The 17,346-nt window shown below is 63.9% G+C and carries 17 protein-coding genes; 9 read left to right on the forward strand and 8 right to left on the reverse strand.

Annotation, left to right across the window (positions count from 1 at the left end; all coding sequences use genetic code 11):
• Positions 1–240: 240 nt before the first annotated feature.
• From FXB40_RS05125 to FXB40_RS05135, 3 genes are read left to right on the forward strand one after another with little or no spacing between them, the layout of a single operon-like run.
• Positions 241–693 carry a (2Fe-2S)-binding protein gene (locus FXB40_RS05125; protein ID WP_148771118.1) on the forward strand — a complete coding sequence of 151 codons (453 nt, stop codon included), beginning with the start codon at positions 241–243 and terminating at the stop codon, positions 691–693.
• Between the two features lies 1 nt (position 694).
• Positions 695–3,007, forward strand: coding sequence for a xanthine dehydrogenase family protein molybdopterin-binding subunit (locus tag FXB40_RS05130; RefSeq protein ID WP_148771119.1), 2,313 nt, complete (start codon positions 695–697; stop codon positions 3,005–3,007).
• A 52-nt stretch (positions 3,008–3,059) separates the two neighbouring features.
• Positions 3,060–3,320 carry a hypothetical protein gene (locus FXB40_RS05135; RefSeq protein WP_148771120.1) on the forward strand — a complete coding sequence of 87 codons (261 nt, stop codon included), beginning with the start codon at positions 3,060–3,062 and terminating at the stop codon, positions 3,318–3,320.
• Positions 3,321–3,413: 93 nt separating this feature from the next.
• Here FXB40_RS05135 and FXB40_RS05140 read toward each other — a convergent pair whose 3' ends face one another.
• The 6 genes from FXB40_RS05140 to FXB40_RS05165 form a co-directional block, all read right to left on the reverse strand.
• Positions 3,414–5,141: a methanol/ethanol family PQQ-dependent dehydrogenase gene (locus FXB40_RS05140; protein ID WP_148771187.1), complete on the reverse strand. Its 1,728-nt coding sequence runs from the start codon at positions 5,139–5,141 to the stop codon at positions 3,414–3,416.
• Positions 5,142–5,266: 125 nt separating this feature from the next.
• Complete coding sequence (locus FXB40_RS05145; RefSeq protein ID WP_148771121.1) at positions 5,267–5,920, reverse strand: QcrA and Rieske domain-containing protein; 654 nt, start codon at positions 5,918–5,920, stop codon at positions 5,267–5,269.
• 264 nt (positions 5,921–6,184) lie between these two features.
• On the reverse strand, positions 6,185–6,649 hold the full coding sequence (locus FXB40_RS05150) for a group III truncated hemoglobin (RefSeq protein ID WP_148771122.1): 465 nt from the start codon (positions 6,647–6,649) through the stop codon (positions 6,185–6,187).
• Positions 6,650–6,787: 138 nt separating this feature from the next.
• Positions 6,788–7,639, reverse strand: coding sequence for a 3-hydroxybutyryl-CoA dehydrogenase (locus FXB40_RS05155; RefSeq protein WP_148771123.1), 852 nt, complete (start codon positions 7,637–7,639; stop codon positions 6,788–6,790).
• Between the two features lie 335 nt (positions 7,640–7,974).
• Positions 7,975–8,298 (reverse strand): hypothetical protein, encoded by a 324-nt coding sequence (locus FXB40_RS05160; RefSeq protein WP_148771124.1) that lies wholly within the window; start codon positions 8,296–8,298, stop codon positions 7,975–7,977.
• Between the two features lie 82 nt (positions 8,299–8,380).
• Positions 8,381–8,656: a hypothetical protein gene (locus FXB40_RS05165; RefSeq protein ID WP_148771125.1), complete on the reverse strand. Its 276-nt coding sequence runs from the start codon at positions 8,654–8,656 to the stop codon at positions 8,381–8,383.
• A gap of 361 nt (positions 8,657–9,017) precedes the next feature.
• Here FXB40_RS05165 and FXB40_RS49825 point away from each other — a divergent pair, with 361 nt between their 5' ends.
• From FXB40_RS49825 to FXB40_RS05175, 3 genes are all read left to right on the forward strand, one after another.
• Positions 9,018–9,149, forward strand: a complete 132-nt coding sequence (locus tag FXB40_RS49825; RefSeq protein WP_283812878.1) for a hypothetical protein — start codon at positions 9,018–9,020, stop codon at positions 9,147–9,149.
• Positions 9,150–9,293: 144 nt separating this feature from the next.
• Positions 9,294–10,490: a hypothetical protein gene (locus tag FXB40_RS05170; protein WP_246207382.1), complete on the forward strand. Its 1,197-nt coding sequence runs from the start codon at positions 9,294–9,296 to the stop codon at positions 10,488–10,490.
• Between the two features lie 62 nt (positions 10,491–10,552).
• Complete coding sequence (locus FXB40_RS05175) at positions 10,553–10,837, forward strand: TonB-dependent receptor plug domain-containing protein (RefSeq protein WP_187436677.1); 285 nt, start codon at positions 10,553–10,555, stop codon at positions 10,835–10,837.
• 14 nt (positions 10,838–10,851) lie between these two features.
• On the opposite strand, the gene FXB40_RS05180 is transcribed toward FXB40_RS05175, so the two are convergent.
• Positions 10,852–12,168 carry an alpha/beta hydrolase gene (locus FXB40_RS05180; protein WP_148771127.1) on the reverse strand — a complete coding sequence of 439 codons (1,317 nt, stop codon included), beginning with the start codon at positions 12,166–12,168 and terminating at the stop codon, positions 10,852–10,854.
• A gap of 49 nt (positions 12,169–12,217) precedes the next feature.
• Between FXB40_RS05180 and FXB40_RS47690 the strand changes: the two genes are divergently transcribed.
• The 3 genes from FXB40_RS47690 to FXB40_RS05190 all read left to right on the forward strand — a co-directional run bounded on the left by FXB40_RS47690 (position 12,218) and on the right by FXB40_RS05190 (position 15,642).
• On the forward strand, positions 12,218–12,364 hold the full coding sequence (locus FXB40_RS47690; protein WP_187436678.1) for a hypothetical protein: 147 nt from the start codon (positions 12,218–12,220) through the stop codon (positions 12,362–12,364).
• Between the two features lie 68 nt (positions 12,365–12,432).
• Positions 12,433–13,323 (forward strand): BJP family subclass B3 metallo-beta-lactamase, encoded by an 891-nt coding sequence (gene blaBJP, locus FXB40_RS05185; RefSeq protein WP_148771128.1) that lies wholly within the window; start codon positions 12,433–12,435, stop codon positions 13,321–13,323.
• A 309-nt stretch (positions 13,324–13,632) separates the two neighbouring features.
• Positions 13,633–15,642, forward strand: a complete 2,010-nt coding sequence (locus tag FXB40_RS05190; RefSeq protein ID WP_148771129.1) for a putative bifunctional diguanylate cyclase/phosphodiesterase — start codon at positions 13,633–13,635, stop codon at positions 15,640–15,642.
• Positions 15,643–15,660: 18 nt separating this feature from the next.
• Here FXB40_RS05190 and hutU read toward each other — a convergent pair whose 3' ends face one another.
• Complete coding sequence (gene hutU, locus FXB40_RS05195; RefSeq protein WP_148771130.1) at positions 15,661–17,331, reverse strand: urocanate hydratase; 1,671 nt, start codon at positions 17,329–17,331, stop codon at positions 15,661–15,663.
• Between the last annotated feature and the right edge of the window lie 15 nt (positions 17,332–17,346).

The following is a 17,346-nucleotide window of genomic DNA, read 5'->3' on the forward strand; positions in this document are numbered from 1 at the left end:
GCCCGACGCGATCTCTGCTAAGATTTCGCCGTGATGATGCCGCGCGACATTCAATCAATTAAGAACAAAACGGGAGGTATCGAGCACATCCGCACATGACGATTCGCACTCCAGCTTCCTGCCGGGATTTGCCCGCGGAGGAGAACAGGCGGAGATGCGGCGGCACGACGTACGGACCATTTCGCCGATCGACATCGGCAAATCCTGAATCATCGAGCTTATGAAGAGCGAGGGACGATCATGATCAAAATCAAGATCAACGGCCAGGAACAGAGCTGGGACGGCGACCCGGATCTCCCGCTACTCTGGTTCCTGCGCGACGAAGCCGGGTTGACTGGCACCAAGTTCGGTTGTGGCCAGGCCCTGTGCGGCGCCTGCACCGTCATCGTCGACAAGGAGGCAGTCCGCTCCTGCATTACCTCGATCAACGACGTCGCCGGGCGCGAAGTCACCACGATCGAGGGGCTGCATCCCGATGGCGATCATCCCGTCCAAAAGGCCTGGCGCCAGGTCAATGTTCCCCAATGCGGCTTCTGCCAAGCCGGCCAGATCATGCAGGCGGCTGCGCTGCTGATGGATAACCCCAAGCCGTCGCATGACCAGATCCGCGAGGCGATGGCCGGCAACATCTGCCGCTGCGGCTGCTACCAGCGCATCGAGAACGCCGTCCACCTCGCATCGACGGGAGTGTGACATGAATTTCATCGACAACCCGCGGAAGCTTCGTGGCTTCGAAAAGAATCTGAAGGTCGAGAAGGTCTCGCGCCGCAGCATCCTGAAGGGGCTCGGCGTCACCGGCGGCTTCGTGCTCGCCGCACCCGTGATGTCGCGCCAGGCCTTTGCCTATGAGACCGGCGCCGGCAAGATGCCGCATGGAGTCGTGGTCGACCCGCGCGTCTTCGTCGCGGTCGCGCCTGACGGCACCGTCACCATCCTCGCCCACCGCGCCGAGATGGGCACCGGCGTGCGCACCAGCCTGCCGCTGATCGTGGCCGAGGAGATGGAGGCCGACTGGTCCAAGGTCAAGGTGCAACAGGCCCATGGTGACGAAGTCAAGTTCGGCAACCAGGACACCGACGGCTCGCGCAGCACGCGGCATTATCTGATTCCGATGCGCCAGATCGGCGCCTCAGCCCGCTCCATGCTGGAGCAGGCCGCGGCAAAGCGCTGGAATGTGCCGGCGACCGAGGTCAAGGCGGTCAATCACGAGGTCGTCCACGGCGCCACCGGCCGCAAGCTCGGCTTCGGCGAGCTCGCAGCCGACGCCGCCAAGGAATCGGTGCCAAGCATCGAAGGCCTCAAGCTGAAAGACCCGAAGGACTTCCGCTATCTCGGCAAGGGCCAGGTCAGCATCGTCGATCTCCACGACATCACCACCGGCAAGGCGGGTTACGGCGCCGACGTACGCTTGCCCGGCATGAAGTATGCTGTGATCGCGCGACCGCCGGTCACCGGCGGCAAGCTCGTCTCGTTCGACCCGGCCGAGGCGATGAAAATCTCCGGCGTTGAGAAGGTGATGCAGGTGCGCGGCTGGCCGTGGCCCTCGAAGTTCCAGCCGCTCGGCGGCGTCGCGGTGATTGCGCGCAACACCGGTGCTGCGATTAAGGGCCGCGATGCGCTGAAGCTCGTCTGGGACGACGGCGCCAACGGCAAATACGACTCGGTCGCCTATCGCAAGGAGCTCGAGGAGGCTTCGCGCAAGCCGGGCCTCGTCGTGCGCCAGGAGGGCGACGCGGACGCCGCGCTGAAGACCGCCGCCAAGGTCGTGATCGGCGAATATTACCTGCCGCACCTCGCCCATGTCAGCATGGAGCCGCCGGTGGCGGTCGCAGACGTCAAGGGCGACAAGGCGGAGATCTGGGCGCCGGTACAAAGCCCGGGCGGCACGCGCGAGGACGTCGCCAAGACGCTCGGCATCCCCGAGGGCAATGTCACTGTCAACGTCACGTTGCTCGGCGGCGGTTTCGGTCGCAAGTCGAAATGCGATTTTGCGCTTGAGGCGGCGCTGCTGTCGAAGGAACTCGGTGCGCCCGTCAAGGTGCAATGGACACGTGAGGACGACCTCCACCACGACTTCCTGCACACCGTCTCGGCGGAACGGATCGAGGCTGGTTTGGACAAGGACGGCAAGGTGATCGCATGGCGCCATCGCAGCGTGGCGCCGACCATCGCCTCGACCTTCGCTGCCGGGGCCAATCACGCGGCGGCGTTCGAGCTTGGCATGGGTCTCGTCGACATGCCGTTCGAGATCGCCAACATCTCCTGCGAGAACCCGGAGGCAGCCGCATTCACCCGTATCGGCTGGTTCCGCTCGGTCTCGAACATCCCGCGCGCCTTCGCGGTGCAATCGATGGTCGGCGAGATCGCGAACGCAACCGGCCGCGACCAGAAGGAGACGTTGCTGGCGTTGATCGGCACGCCCCGGATCGTCAAGCCCGCCGTGAAGGACCTCTGGAACTACGGCGAGCCCTATGACAGCTACCCGATCGACACCGCGCGTCTGCGCAAGGTGGTCGAGCTGGTCGCCGAGAAGGGCGAATGGGGCCGTCAGGTCCCGAAGGGCCACGGCCTCGGCATCGCCGTGCACCGCAGCTTCGTCAGCTACATCGCGACCATCGTCGAGGTGGCCGTCGACGACAAGGGCAAGCTGACGGTGCCACGGGTCGACACCGCGATCGACTGCGGCACCTATGTCAACCCGGAGCGCATCGCCTCGCAGATCGAGGGCGCGGCAATCATGGGCCTGAGCCTCGCCAAATATGGCGCGGTCACCTTCAAGGACGGCAAGGTCGAGCAGAAGAATTTTGACGACTTCCAGGTCGTCAGGATGGACGAGGCTCCGCTGGTGACCAATGTCTACATCGTGCCGCCTGGACCCGACACGCCGCCGAGCGGCGTTGGCGAGCCCGGTGTGCCGCCATTCGCACCTGCGCTGATGAACGCGATCTTCGCCGCGACCGGCAAGCGCATCCGCGCGCTTCCGATCGGCAAGCAATTGGAGGCTTGACGGAACAGACGCGGCCTCGCGCCGTTTTCATCGATCGGACAGGAGCAGATCGATGATCAATTTCCCAAGGGCGCTCGCAGTCTCGCTGCTGTCGAGCGCCTTTCTTTTGGCTGATACAGCCGCGTTCGCCCAGAACACCACGACGCCGCCAACCACGGCGACGCGCCCCACCGCGCCGGAGCAGAATTCGCTTCCCAACGCCGGCGCCCCGCCCGCCTCCACGACTCAGACCACCGGGCAGAGCAGCAACGATCCCAAGATTCGGGAGATGAACCAAGCGGAAAAGGACAAGGTGGATAGGCAGGGGAAGTAGCGGCCTTCGCGCACGCAAAATGCGGCGGACGTTGCCGTCCGCCGCACTCGCCACCCCCCTGCTGCTCCGCCGTCTTCGATCCGCCTGCGGAGCTTATTTCTTCAGCGCGAACACCCAGATCACGCCGCCTTGCGGCACGTTGGCCTCTATGCCGATATTGTTGGTCGCGAGTGCGTCCTGGATGCGCTGTGCGTCCACGCCCCAGCCCGACTGGATCGCGACATATTGCGTGCCGTCGATCTCATAGGATACCGGCATGCCCATGATGCCGGAATTGGTCTTCTGCTCCCACAACACTTCTCCGGTCTTGGCGTTGAAGGCGCGGAAGTTGCGGTCGTTGGTGCCGCCTGCGAAGATGAGATCGCCTGCGGTCGCCGTCACCGAGCCGAACAGCTGCGACTTCGGGAAGTTGTGCTGCCACACCTTCTTGCCCGTGGCGGGATCCCAGGCCTGGAGCTCGCCGAAATGATCGGCGCCCGGCTTCGCTGTCAGGCCGATGTCTTCCGGCTTGGTGCCGAGCCAGAGCTCGCCGGGCTTAAGCGCGACCTTCTCGCCGGTGAAGCCGCCGCAGAAGTTCTCGTTGGCGGGAACATAGACGAGGCCGGTCTTCTGGCTATAGGCCGCCGATGGCCAGTCCTTGCCGCCCCACAGCGACGGACAGAACTCGACGCGCTTGCCGATGACCGGCTTATGATCGGGATCGACGATCGGCCGCCCGCTCTCGGCGTCGATGCCCTTCCAGACGTCGGTGGCGACGAACGGCCAGCCGGCGACGTAGTTGATCTTGGTCGGGGTGCGCTCGAGCACCCAGAAAATCGCGTCACGGCCGGGATGGATCAGGCTCTTGATGCTGCGGCCATCGCGTTGCAGATCGACCAGCATCGGCGCGTCGACCTCGTCCCAGTCCCAGGAATCGTTCTGGTGGTACTGGTGATAGGTCTTGATCTTGCCGTTGCTGGGATCGAGCGCGAGCACCGACGAGGTGTAGAGATTGTCGCCGGGATGCGTTTCGCCGGGCCACGGCGCGGCATTGCCGACGCCCCAATAGATCGTCTTGGTGTCCTTGTCGTAATTGCCGGTCATCCAGGCCGAGCCGCCGCCGGTCTTCCAGTCGTCGCCCTGCCAGGTGTCGTGACCGGGCTCGCCTTCGCCGGGAATGGTGAAGGTGCGCCAGAGTTCCTTGCCGTCCTTGGCATCGTAGGCAACGACGTAACCGCGCACGCCGAGCTCGCCGCCGGAGCCGCCGACGATGACCTTGCCGTCGACGATCAGCGGCATCAGGGTCATGTACTGACCCTTCTTGTAATCCTGCACCTTGGTGTCCCACACCACCTTGCCGGTCTTGGCATCGAGCGCGACGACGTGGTCGTCGGTGGTGGCGAGATAGAGCTTGTCTTCCCACAGGCCGACGCCGCGGCTGGTTGGATGCAGCTGGAACAGATCGTCGGGAAGCTGCCGCTTGTAGCGCCAGTATTCATCGCCGGTCTTAGCGTTCAGCGCTATCACCTGCCCCATCGGCGTTGCCACGAACATCACGCCATTGTTGACGATCGGCGGCGCCTCATGGCCTTCGACCACGCCGGTGGCGAACGTCCAGACCGGCGTGAGATCCTTGACGTTGGAAGTGTTGATCTGGTCGAGCGGGCTATAGCCCTGCCCGTCATAGGTGCGGCGATAGAGCATCCAGTTGCCGGGTTCCGGATTCTCGAGACGCTGCTGGGTGACTGGCGCGTAGCTCTCGATCGGGCCGGCGATTGCGGCGGTCGAGACAAGGCACGTGAAGGCGACGAAGCCGGACAGCAGTATTTGCTTCCTGGTCATGGACGTTGTCATGGACGTTCCCCTTTTTCATCCGATTGAATTCTTGTTTTGAATTCTTGTCGTTCGTCCCGACGTCCGCCCCTCGGCGGATGCGGCCTCTCGTGACGCGGGCACACCCCGCACCGTCATCCCTGCTGCACGCCACCTACCTTTCCGATGAAGCCGCCCGCGACGCTGAGCGAGCCGTCAGCGAGCGCCAGCGGCAACGCGGCGAGCCGCCGCGGCGCCGGTCCGAACACGACCTGCGCGCCCGCGCGGGGATCGTATTCGGAGTTGTGGCACATGCACTTGAACACCTCCTTGTCGCCGACATCGCTCTTGACCCAGGCGGTGACGGGACAGCCGGCATGGGAACAGATCGCCGAATAGGCGAGGATGCCGTCGACGGCGCGCGCGTGTGTTTGTTCGTCGAGCTCGGCGGGGTCGAGCTTGATAATCAGGATCTCGTTGAGCCGCGATGCGCTGCGCACCACCGATGTCTTGGGGTCCTGCGGCCAGGCATGTATCGGCGGCCCGCCGGCCGTCAGATCAGCCGCTTTGATGAGCTTTCCTTCGCTGTCGCCTTCGGAGAACACCAGCAAATCGCCCTTCTGCGGACGCTCGTCAGAGCCGGGCGGATCCTCTCCCGCGCGCGCCGGCGCGGAACAGCCGAGACAGGCCGTGGTGGCGAGCGCACCGAGCAGCAGCGTTCGCCGCGTTTGCTCCGCGCTCACATCGGCTACGGGTTCCGCAGTGCTGTCGGAGGATGATGAAGTGACACTGAATGATGCGCGTGACATGCACAGTAGCAGGCGCTGGAACTCTGCCGAAATGAAGGCGAAGAATTGGCGCCGCAGTGCATCATTATGTCTTTACTCGCTTTGATTGAACGCGATTGCACGCATTCAAATGCGTTTTTGCCGTTTCAACGTCATGCCGCGCGATCGGCATGATGATTTTGCAGATCAGACCGATGATGCGGGAATTGGTGCAACGCGCTATTAACAGCGCGATGCAACCACGAAGCGATTCAACTGCACGTTTTGCAGGCAGCCTCGCCGTCGTCAGGACCTGAGCGCGTGGCGAGGCGCGGCAATGCGGCCGGCGATGGTGGCAGACGCCATCTCGAAACTGTCGGCGATACGTCGCACCTTGTCGATGAAGAGTGCGGCTGCTGGTGGCGGGCAGACTTCGCGAGCGGTCTGTTCGAACAGGTCGAGCCAGCGATCGAAATGATCGCCGACCAGGCTCAGCGGCATATGCGCCCGCATCGGCGAGCCATGGTAGCGCCCGCTCATCAGCACCACCGATGACCAGAAATCTTTGAGCTTGGCGAGATGCTCGTCCCAGTTCTGCACGATCGCGAACACCGGCCCGAGCAGCGCATCCTCGCGGACGCGCCCGTAGAAACGGGTCACGAGTTCCCCGATCATCTCCTCGGTGATCCCGGTGCGCTCGATCGCATCCTGGGTGAGCAGGTTCCGCCGTTCGGCCGCAGCTTCCCGCTCGGCCTTAAGTCGATCCGACATGTTCCTTGTTTTCCGTTTCGTTGTTCCCGCGAGCCGCCCGTTCGACATTGTCGGGCCAATTGCGTGCGACGTCTTTGACACAGCGCAAATTGCGGAATGACGACGGGCGTAGAAGCGCCCGCCGCCTGCGCCAAGAGATCAGGCGCCGTAGGTATAAAAGCCCTGCCCGGTCTTGCGGCCGAGATGGCCTGCATCGACCATTTCCTTGAGCAAGGGGGCCGGACGATATTTGGGATCGTTGAAGCCCTTATAGAAGACCTCCATCACCGAGAGCATGGTGTCGAGCCCGACCAGATCGGCCAGCGCCAGCGGCCCGATCGGATGGTTGCAGCCGAGCTTCATGCCGGCATCGATCTCCTCGGCGGTCGCGATGCCCTCCTGAAGCGCGAAGACCGCTTCGTTGATCATCGGGCACAGGATGCGGTTGACGGCGAAGCCTGGGCTGTTCTTGGCCGTGATCGCCACCTTGCCGACACGCTGGGCAAAATCGAGCGCCTTGGCGTGGGTGTCGTCCGAGGTCTGCAAGCCGCGGATCAGCTCCAGCAGCGCCATCACCGGAACCGGGTTGAAGAAATGCATGCCGATGAAGCGATCGGGACGATCGGTCGCGGCCGCAAGCTTGGTGATCGAGATCGACGAGGTGTTGGTCGCGAGCAGCGTGCGCGGCGACAGCGTGGCGCAGAGGTCTTTCAGAATCTTGACCTTGAGCTCTTCATTCTCGGTCGCGGCCTCGATGACGAGATCGCAATCGGTAAGCCTGGCGCGATCAGTCGTGCCGGTGATGCGCTTGAGCGTCGCCTCGCGATCGGCCGCCGACATCTTCTCCTTCTTGACCAGGCGCTCGAGGCTGCCGCCGACGGTCGAAATGCCGCGGTTCACCGCCGCGTCGGAGATGTCGACCATCACGACCGAAAGCCCGGCCGCGGCGCAGATCTGGGCGATGCCGTTGCCCATGGTCCCTGCTCCGATGATGCCAACGGTATTGATCATGACCTGACGTCCTTCTCGTTGAGCGGGCCCGGCCTCTGCGGCGACGTGCCCGAATTTCGACCCGCGGCCGCCCGAGTGCTGCGCCGCATCCAGGCTCTTCCTTAAAGCATCCGTGGCGAGAATAAAGTCGCCTTTCCGCTCGCAAAGGGCATGATTTCGCGGTCTCGCGGCCGTTTTGGCCCGAGATTTGCGGCTCGTTTCGCCCCGGGAATGCGAAGGGCGCAGGGAAGGCCGGGCGCCGGCTGGCGCCCGCGTCCGCCGCAACTCACCGACGTACCGGACGACTCGCGGTCCATCCCTCGCACCGGGCGAGATGCGGCGAAACATACGCCAATTCAGTACCGCATGACCTTGCGGTAGCCCTGCGGATCCGGCTCCTTCATCCACTGCTCTTGCCAGGCGACCAGAAGCTTGTCGTCGTCGATGACGTAAGCGAAGGTCGAGGTATCAAAACCCCTGGGATCGCGGACCGTGACCTCGCCGCAGACCACCTCGATGGTGCGCCCCTCAAGATCGGACGCCGGGCTTATCCACGAAATATGGATTTCTGCGTTTGGCGAGATGAGCTGAGCCGCGATTTTTGGCGAGAGATCGTCGGCCAACGCTGGCGCGCAGATCAATGCGGCGAGGGCCGCTGCCAAATATGTCTTGCAGATCACGTCGCTTCTCCTTCGCTGTCGAAGGAAGCGTATCCGCGATCGGCGCAGCAGCTCTGTGGGCCTGGTCACATTGGCGAAGGCGTCATGACGGTCGCAGCTTCGCAATGATGGCCGAGATCTCGTCGAGCTGGGCTTTGGCCGTCGCCAGCAGATCGATCAGATCGCGCGCCGACTGTGCCGATGCATCGACGCCTGCCTGGTCGATCACGCTCAGGCCCTCGGTGAGACGGGAGATGACACGCACGAGCTCGTCGCGGCGTGCCTCGAGGTCCGCAAGCGTTGCGTCAAAGCGCTCGTCGAGTCTCGCGCCTTGCAACGAGCGGATCGGAACGATCCTGTCTTCCGGAGGATCGGACATGCGAAGGTTCGCCTTGCTGCCCGCATATCCTAAGCGCGGCGGCGCGGAACGTTGCGGCGGTGCTTTGTCGCATGCAGGTTCCCAAGACAGTCGTTTGCCACACGCCTCACGCGTACCTCACGACCGTTGAACCCCGCGTGAGTTGCCGCGCAATCATGTGGGGGCGCGGAATATCGACCGCTTCGCCTGATCTATTCGATAGAACGGTTTGGAGCGTCCCATGACAAAGACAAGCATCGTCGCCGCCCTGCGGATCATTTTGTCGCTTACGATCGCCGGCCCGGCGCAGGCCTAGCCCGGACAGTCGTCGGGCATCGACTGCGCGTGGGGCGGTGAACCCACGGAATGCGAAGCGCTCACCATGGCGCTGGTCCACAAGCGCGCCCTCGCGCATCCGCACATCCGCAAAACCGAGCACGCGGCGATCCCGCGTGCGCCAACGCACCAGCCCGATCGCGACGAAGATCCGCTCGCATCGATGCATTTCGAATGAACGCTGTGGCGCGCGAGGCTGTGCAGATGTTCTGCAATTGGTCCCGCCTAGATTGACAGGGGTGTGACGGCCGGGGCAGTTTTTCACATTGCTGGCGAATCAGCGATTGCCCTTACGGCCCGAGTACCTCTTGGACAACTCCCAGTGCTTTCGAGACTGATATCGTTGCTGAGCCGCATTCCTGCGGTGAAATGGGCGTTCAACCGGCTTCGACCTCTGCCGCACGGCGGCAGTCTCGACGTGGCACCGATTGCTGCGGATGAAGAGCCTGCCCTCATCGCAGAAGCTGCTCCGGCTCTCGATAGCGCCGCCGAACCTGTTGTCGCTGAAAGCCTGTCAGCAGCACCGGCTGATATCAGTGTCAGCGACGATTCATCAGTGGAGACGCTGGCAGAAGTCGAGCCTGTCATCGAGGAAGAATTTTCGGCCTCTTCGGTTGATGTTGCGAGCGAGACGGTCGACGCGCCCGAACTCATCAACAGCTATCCGCCTGCGGAACTCCTGACGGATGTCGAACCTGACGACGTCGAAGCGGCCACAGTCTCCGCTGTCGAAGTCGAAGCAGTCGGGGCGCCTGAGCCCCTTATCATCAGCGATGCATCTCAGGAACTTCCGGCCGATATCGAGCCGGTCGTCGAGGAGCTGGTCTGCATCGCGCCTGTCGAGACGGAGACGGTTTCGGTCGAGCCCTCCGAGCTCATCACTGAAGACGAACCCGCATCCGTCGCTTCGGTGGAGCTCGAACCGGTTGCCATCGATGAGACGCCCATCATCGTGGTCGACGCTGAAGTGCCTACGCCGGTCGTCGCCGCGGCCAGCATCGACAGCGAGCCAGCTCCCAGCGTCACCGCAGCGATCGAGCCGGTCGTCGCCAACGATCTCCCGCCCGTCGCGGCCATTCTCGCTGAGGAGACGATCGCCGACGCGCCGGCTGCCGCCACGGATATCGCGCCGGCGCCCGTGTCGCCCGCCGCGAAGGGCCCCGGCGCGCCGAAGGCTCGTGCAAAAATCGTGGAGCCCGCCGATCGCGCCGCACTGATCCGGCAACGCTGGACCGAGACCGGGATCAGGATGTGGAATCCGCGGCTTCACGGTACAGGCGATGCCACGCTGAATATCCAGGGGCGCATCGGACTGCTGCCGCCCGAGCCGGGCGAGACGATGCCGCGCTACGACAAGCTCGAATTCAAGATGCTCGGCGGCCAGATCGTCTGCGAAGGCGTGATCGTCGAGGCACCCTTGCATGCGGGCCAGCGCAGCTTCACTCGGCTCGCCGAGCCGCGCGGCGCCGACCGCAGCACCAGCGAGCCGATGCGGGAACGCCAGGCCGCCCTCGCCTGATCCTTTTCCTCTGCGATGAGGCGCCCATATGCTAGGCTGACGCCCTGGATATGGGAGATCGCATGTCCGCAAAACTGCAAAGCCTGATCGTGATCGCCGCCCTCTGCGTTTCGCAAGGCGCTCTCGCCGCGTCCGGAAAACGGCCGCGCCACGTGCATGCGGCGCCGCCCGCCACCGATCCGGTTGCCCCCTACAAGGCCCACCGGCTGTCCTCCTCACGCGGCGAGACTATCCTCGACACGCCCGGCCAGACCACCGTGTTGACACGGCAGATGCTCGACGACATGAATGCGACGAGGCTGCGCGACGCCATGCGCTCGACCGCCGGGGTGACGATCGGGCGCTAGGCTCCGCTTCGTGCTCAAGGGATCGGATAGCCCTTCCAGACCCACTCCAGCGCCGACGGCAGCGTTTGTGCGATCGTGGGACGATCGACGTGCTTGGCGTTGCGCACGAACAGGAACTGGTAGTGGTAACCCTTCTCCGCCAGCACCTTTGCCGTCAGCGCGTTGGACAGGGTCCAGTCGTGCATGCCGTCGGGAATGGTCGGATTGGGATAGAACAGATCCTGGTCGCCGCCGAAGAACCAGAAACGGATCGGCTTGGTGGGTGCAGCGACGATCAGCGGTACGCCGGGCGGCTCGGCTGGCGTCAGCACGCCCGCTTTCGAGATGAGGTTGGGCGTGGCCGGTCCCGTCCACGCGCTGTGATATTCCCAGGCGCCGCCACGCAGTGACGGATCGTGCGGCCATTGCTGGTTCACCATCGTCGGCGAGAACGCCAGCACGCGGTGATAGAGATCGGGATAGAACCACGCCATGGTGAAAGCTGCCACGCCGCTCGAGCTCAGCCCCATGGTCGCACGTCCCTCAGGGTTCCTGGTGAGCTTGACGCCGGTGTTCTGCTCGACGAGCGGCAGCACCTCGCGCTCGACGAACTGCGCGTAGATATCCGACACCGCATCATATTCACGGCCGCGCTGGCTGCCCTGCGCATCCTGCCCGCCATTGCCGATCTGGATCGCGATCATTGGCGGCACGCGGCGCTGCGCAATGAGATTGTCGAGCGTGGTCGGGAGATCCTTGTAGGCGGCAGAGCCGCCGTCGCCGATCACGATGAAGGGCGCCTCGGTACCGGGTACGTATTGCGCCGGCACATAGACGTCGATGGTGCGCGACCAGATGCCGGGATGGCTGGTGGTGACGATCATGTTCGACTTGTCGTCCGGCGCGGTCACGGTCGTCATGATCGAGGAGTTGCTGCAGCCGGCGACGTCGTCGCGGATCAGGCCGGGATTGTAGATCGTGCTGTCTTTCGACGACAGCGTGAAGGATTTCGTCGTGCCGCGCGGAACGCCGTCCTTTGCAATGGTCTCGGGCGCCGGATTGTGGGTGGGACCGATGATGAAATTGCCTTCGGCACCCGGCGGCGGCAAGGTGCCGTCGGGTAGCTCGGTCGCGCGCGGATAGTTGGGATTGGAGGGATCGCGCGTCGGCGGCGTGGTCTTGAAATCGAGACCGGTGGTGTCGATGAAGAACGGCGCCGCCTTGCCGGTGGTGTTGGCGCCCGGCGGCACGGCCATGTTCTGGGTGACGCAGGCCGGCTGTGCCAGGGCAATCGAAGCGAAGGAGACGACGGAAATCAGCGTCCCCCCAAAGACTGACAATGAATAGGTCATTTCAGCTCCCGATGTTGACGGCTCTAGCTGGCTCGTCTTGACGCAAAGTATGGCGGCCGGCTCGCACGCGGTCAAACGCGGTGGGCGCAGTGCAACAATCGCCGCCATGCTCAAACCGGACAGCGACGGTTATTCCGCGCATGACGCGGAATTTTTCGAGCATCAGGCCGTTGCTGCTTCACCGCGCAGCATCTAGCGTGCGCCCCGTCGACCAGCGGCCTCGCCCGCGGTTGCAACGACAACAACAACTCGGGAGGACAATCCATGAGAAAGCTTGCGGCCGCGCTATGTGCGCTGGCGCTTTTCGCACCTGTTGCGCAGGCGCAGACCATCAAGGACTTCCTGGCGGCGGTCATGGTGAAGTGGACCGCGCCGTTCGAGCCGTTCCAGCTCATCGACAACATCTACTATGTCGGCACCGACGGCATCGCCGTCTACATCATCAAGACGTCCCAAGGCCTGATCCTGATGGACACCGCGATGCCCCAGTCGACCGGCATGATCAAGGACAACATCGCCAAGCTCGGCCTCAAGGAGGCCGACATCAAGATCATCCTCAACACCCACGCCCATCTCGACCACACCGGCGGTTTCGCCGAGATCAAGAAGGACACCGGCGCGCAGCTTGTCGCGGGCGAGCGCGACAAGGCGCTGCTCGAAGGCGGCTATTATCCGGGCGACGAGAAGAACGCGGACCTCGGCTTTCCTCCGGTGAAGGTCGATCGCACAGTGAAAGAAGGCGACAAGGTCACGCTCGGCGACACCACGCTGACGGCGCATGAGACTCCCGGCCACTCGCCGGGCTGCACCAGCTGGGAGATGACGGTGAAGGACGGTGGCCAGGACCGCCAGGTGCTGTTCTTCTGCAGCGGCACCGTGGCGCTGAACCGGCTGGTCGGCCAACCGACCTATCCCGGCATCGTCGACGACTATCGCGCGACCTTCGCCAAGGCCAAGGCGATGAAGATCGACTTGCTGCTCGGGCCCCACCCCGAGGTCTATGGCATGCAGGACAAGCGCGCGCAGCAGATCAAGAACGCCACACCGAATCCATTCATCAAGCCGGGTGAGCTTCCGACCTACGCCACCGGCCTGTCGGAGGATTTCGACAAGCAGCTCGCCAAGCAGACGGCCGCGCTTCAACCGGCGAAGTGAAGGCCGTCGTCACCTTTGCGCGGCGGTCGTCAGCGACCGCCGCTGTGACAATCAGCGGCACTACGCGGCCGAGGACGCCTATGGTTAGCAGACCGTAGCAGCGATCATTTCGGACGATCGGCCGCGCGAGACAGCGCCTGCTTCCACCGCACATCCTTAACAGCGCCTCACCAATGCACGCGGGCGTAAAATCCTGCGGTAGCGTGCAACCAGCGCTAGCGCATCCTCGTCGAACTCGTCTAACGCGCTCTTTACCCCCGCCGTGCAAGATCGCCCCCGTTTTTGAAGGGATTTGGGGCGCGTGTTGCAATGCCTGCCGTCGATTTGAAAGCTCACCTCGCCGCCGCGATGCGGCTGTTCCGAGTGCCGACCGATCCGGATCTGACGCGCGCGCAATTCGACGCCTTCTCCAAGCAGATCCCGCTGCTGTACTTCATCCTGATCAGCAACACGATCGCGGTCGCGTATACCTACGTCAACGTCGCGCCGGACTGGCTAACGATGATCGTGCCCTCCGTGCTGACCGGGCTCGCTGGCTTGCGAACCCTGTGGTGGCTGCGGCAGCGCCATCTCGTCCGCAGCGACGCCGATATCCTGCGCAATCTGCGCGCCACCAACTGGATGACGCTGCCGATCGGCGCCGGTTTCGCCATCTGGTCGTTCGCGCTCTATCCTTACGGTGATCCCTTCGCCAAGAGCCAGGTCGCGTTCTACATGGCCGTGACCGTGATCGGCTGCATCTTCTCGCTGATGCATCTGCGTTCGGCGGCGCTGATCGTGACGCTGGTCGTCGACGTCCCCTATGTGCTGTTCTTCTGGGCCACCGGCGAGCCGACGCTGAAGGCGATTGCGGTCAACAATCTGCTGGTCTCCGGCGCCATGGTGACGGTGCTGTTCATCTACTATCGCGACTTCGCCGATCTCGTCGCTAGCCGCAAATCGCTGCTGACGCAGCAGGCGGCGACGCAGGCGCTATCGGACGAGAATTTCCGCCTCGCCAATCTCGATTCGCTCACCGAGCTGCCGAACCGTCGCCGCTTCTTCGCCGAGCTGGCCAGCGCGTTCAATGATGCCGAGCGCAGACACATTCACGTCGCGGTCGGCATCATCGACCTCGACGGCTTCAAGCCGATCAACGACAATTACGGTCACTCCGTTGGCGACCGCGTCCTGATCGAGGCCGGCCGCCGCATCCGCGAGGTCTGCGAAGGCTTCGGCCCGCAACCGGTGGAATTCGCGCGCCTCGGCGGCGACGAATTCGGCCTCGTCGTGTGCGGCGACCCCGAGGACGCCGATCTGGTGCGGCTCGGCGAACGCATCGGCGAGCATGTCAAGCTGCCCTACCAGCTCGACACCGCGCACACCGGGCTATCCTGTTCGATCGGCTTCGCGCTTTATCCTGACTCGGCGACGACGTCGGAAGCGCTATACGAATGCGCCGACTATTCGCTCTACCACGCCAAGCGCCACCAGCGCGGCCGCACCGTGATCTTCTCAAGCGAGCTCGAGGCGGAGATCCGCAGCCGCGGCGTGATCGAGAATCTGTTGCGGACCTCCGATTTCGGCGCCGAGATGGAGCTGGTGTTCCAGCCGATCGTCGATGCCATGAGCGAGCACACAGCGGGCTTCGAGACCCTGGCGCGCTGGCACAGCCCTCGCCTCGGCTGGGTCTCTCCCGCCGACTTCATTCCGGCGGCCGAGCGCATCGGCCTGATCCGGCCGCTGACGCAGGTGCTGCTGACGCGTGCGCTCGCGACCGCAAAGAGCTGGCCCGACCATATCCGCCTGTCGTTCAATCTCTCCGCCCACGACGTCTGCGCGGCCGAAGGCATCCTGCCGCTGATCTCCATCATCGAGAAGAGCGGCCTGCCGCCGCACCGGATCGATTTCGAGATCACCGAGACCGCCGTCACCTTCGATTTCGTGCGCGCGCAACAGTCGATCGCCACCTTGAAAGCCATGGGCTGCGGCATTTCGCTGGACGATTTCGGCACCGGCTATTCCTCGCTGAGCCACGTGCACCGCCTGCCGCTGGACAAGCTCAAGATCGACCGCAGCTTCGTCGCCGACATCAACGAGAATCCAGTCAGCCACAAGATCATCAAGTCGCTGACGGGTCTGTGCGACGACATGGAGATCGCGTGCGTGGTCGAGGGCGTCGAGACGCGCGCCCAGCTCGACACTCTGCGCCGCTTGGGATGCGACTTCATCCAGGGCTATTATTTCGCAAAGCCCATGCCGGGCGCTGCAATCGAGGACTATCTCGCGAAGGAACGCGCGCGCCTGGACCACGGCGCAGCCAACAAGGTTGTCGCCTGAGGACGAATTGGCACCCGACTACTTCGGCAGGCTCGGCAGATCGAGCCCCTTGTCCCGGGCGCAATCGATCGCAGTCTCGTAGCCCGCATCCGCATGGCGCATGACGCCCGAGGCCGGATCGTTCCAGAGCACGCGCTCGATGCGTTTTGCGGCCTCCGGCGTACCGTCGGCGACGATCACCATGCCGGCGTGCTGGGAATAACCGATGCCGACGCCGCCGCCGTGATGCAGCGAGACCCAGGTCGCACCGCTGGCGCAATTGAGCAGTGCGTTGAGCAAGGGCCAGTCGGACACCGCGTCTGATCCGTCCTTCATCGCCTCGGTCTCGCGGTTCGGGCTCGCCACCGAACCGCTGTCGAGATGATCGCGGCCGATCACGATCGGCGCTTTCAATTCACCCCGCGCTACCATCTCGTTGAAGGCAAGCCCAAGCCGATCACGATCGCCGAGGCCGACCCAGCATATCCGCGCCGGCAGGCCTTGAAACTTGATGCGCTCCTTCGCCATGTCGAGCCAATTGTGCAGATGCTTATCGTCAGGCATCAGCTCCTTGACCTTGGCGTCGGTCTTGAAGATGTCCTCGGGATCGCCAGAGAGCGCGGCCCATCGGAACGGCCCGACGCCGCGACAAAACAAGGGTCGGATGTAGGCGGGCACGAAGCCGGGGAAGTCGAACGCGTTCTTCAGGCCCATGTCCTGCGCCATCTGGCGGATATTGTTGCCATAGTCGAGCGTCGGGATGCCCTGCGCGTGGAAATCCAGCATGGCCTGAACGTGCTCGACCATCGACGTCTTCGAGGCACGCTCCACCGCCTTCGGATCGGACGCGCGCTTGGTTTCCCAATCGGCCAGCGTCCAGCCCTTCGGCAAATAGCCGTTGATCGGATCATGCGCGCTGGTCTGGTCGGTAACAATGTCGGGCTTGACGCCGCGTCGCACCAGTTCGGGAAAGATCTCCGCGGCATTGCCGAGCAGGCCGACCGAGACCGGCTTCTTCGTCTTCGCGGCCTCCGCCATGATCGCCAGTGCTTCGTCGAGGGTTGCGGCCTGGCGATCGAGATAGCCGGTGCGCAATCGCATCTCGATGCGGCTCGGCTGGCATTCGACCGCCAGCATCGAGGCGCCGGCCATGGTCGCCGCCAGCGGTTGCGCGCCCCCCATGCCGCCGAGGCCGGCGGTGAGAATCCATTTGCCGGCAAGGCTGCCGTCATAGTGGCGACGGCCGACCTCGACAAAGGTCTCGTAGGTGCCCTGCACGATGCCCTGGCTGCCGATATAAATCCAGGAGCCCGCGGTCATCTGGCCGTACATCATCAGGCCCAGGCGATCGAGCTCGTTGAAATGGTCGAGCGTCGCCCAATGCGGCACGATGTTGGAGTTCGCGATCAGCACGCGCGGCGCGTCAGTATGGGTGCGGAACACACCGACCGGCTTGCCGGACTGAACCAGCAGCGTCTGGTCGGCTTTCAGCGTACGCAACGAAGCAACGATCCGGTCAAAGCTCTCCCAGTCGCGCGCGGCGCGGCCGATACCGCCATAGACGACGAGCTCGCTCGGGCGCTCCGCGACATCAGGATCGAGATTGTTCATCAGCATGCGGAGCGGTGCTTCCGTCAGCCAGCTCTTGGCGCTGATCTCGCTGCCACGGGGGGCGCGGATGGTGCGGTCATTGTCCAGTCGGCGGTTCATGCGGACCTCTTCAGG

Origin of the sequence: Bradyrhizobium rifense (genome assembly GCF_008123425.1) — a bacterium.
GTDB lineage: Bacteria > Pseudomonadota > Alphaproteobacteria > Rhizobiales > Xanthobacteraceae > Bradyrhizobium > Bradyrhizobium rifense.

Coding starts and splice junctions, on each gene's coding strand:
- FXB40_RS05135 (WP_148771120.1), top strand. CDS start 3,060: ATGATCAATTTCCCAAGGGCGCTCGCAGTCTCGCTGCTGTCGAGCGCC.
- hutU (WP_148771130.1), bottom strand. CDS start 17,331: ATGAACCGCCGACTGGACAATGACCGCACCATCCGCGCCCCCCGTGGC.
- FXB40_RS05155 (WP_148771123.1), bottom strand. CDS start 7,639: ATGATCAATACCGTTGGCATCATCGGAGCAGGGACCATGGGCAACGGC.
- FXB40_RS05130 (WP_148771119.1), top strand. CDS start 695: ATGAATTTCATCGACAACCCGCGGAAGCTTCGTGGCTTCGAAAAGAAT.
- FXB40_RS05140 (WP_148771187.1), bottom strand. CDS start 5,141: ATGACCAGGAAGCAAATACTGCTGTCCGGCTTCGTCGCCTTCACGTGC.
- FXB40_RS05150 (WP_148771122.1), bottom strand. CDS start 6,649: ATGTCGGATCGACTTAAGGCCGAGCGGGAAGCTGCGGCCGAACGGCGG.
- blaBJP (WP_148771128.1), top strand. CDS start 12,433: ATGAGAAAGCTTGCGGCCGCGCTATGTGCGCTGGCGCTTTTCGCACCT.
- FXB40_RS05180 (WP_148771127.1), bottom strand. CDS start 12,168: ATGACCTATTCATTGTCAGTCTTTGGGGGGACGCTGATTTCCGTCGTC.
- FXB40_RS49825 (WP_283812878.1), top strand. CDS start 9,018: ATGGCGCTGGTCCACAAGCGCGCCCTCGCGCATCCGCACATCCGCAAA.
- FXB40_RS47690 (WP_187436678.1), top strand. CDS start 12,218: ATGGCGGCCGGCTCGCACGCGGTCAAACGCGGTGGGCGCAGTGCAACA.
- FXB40_RS05145 (WP_148771121.1), bottom strand. CDS start 5,920: ATGTCACGCGCATCATTCAGTGTCACTTCATCATCCTCCGACAGCACT.
- FXB40_RS05125 (WP_148771118.1), top strand. CDS start 241: ATGATCAAAATCAAGATCAACGGCCAGGAACAGAGCTGGGACGGCGAC.
- FXB40_RS05175 (WP_187436677.1), top strand. CDS start 10,553: ATGTCCGCAAAACTGCAAAGCCTGATCGTGATCGCCGCCCTCTGCGTT.
- FXB40_RS05190 (WP_148771129.1), top strand. CDS start 13,633: ATGCCTGCCGTCGATTTGAAAGCTCACCTCGCCGCCGCGATGCGGCTG.
- FXB40_RS05165 (WP_148771125.1), bottom strand. CDS start 8,656: ATGTCCGATCCTCCGGAAGACAGGATCGTTCCGATCCGCTCGTTGCAA.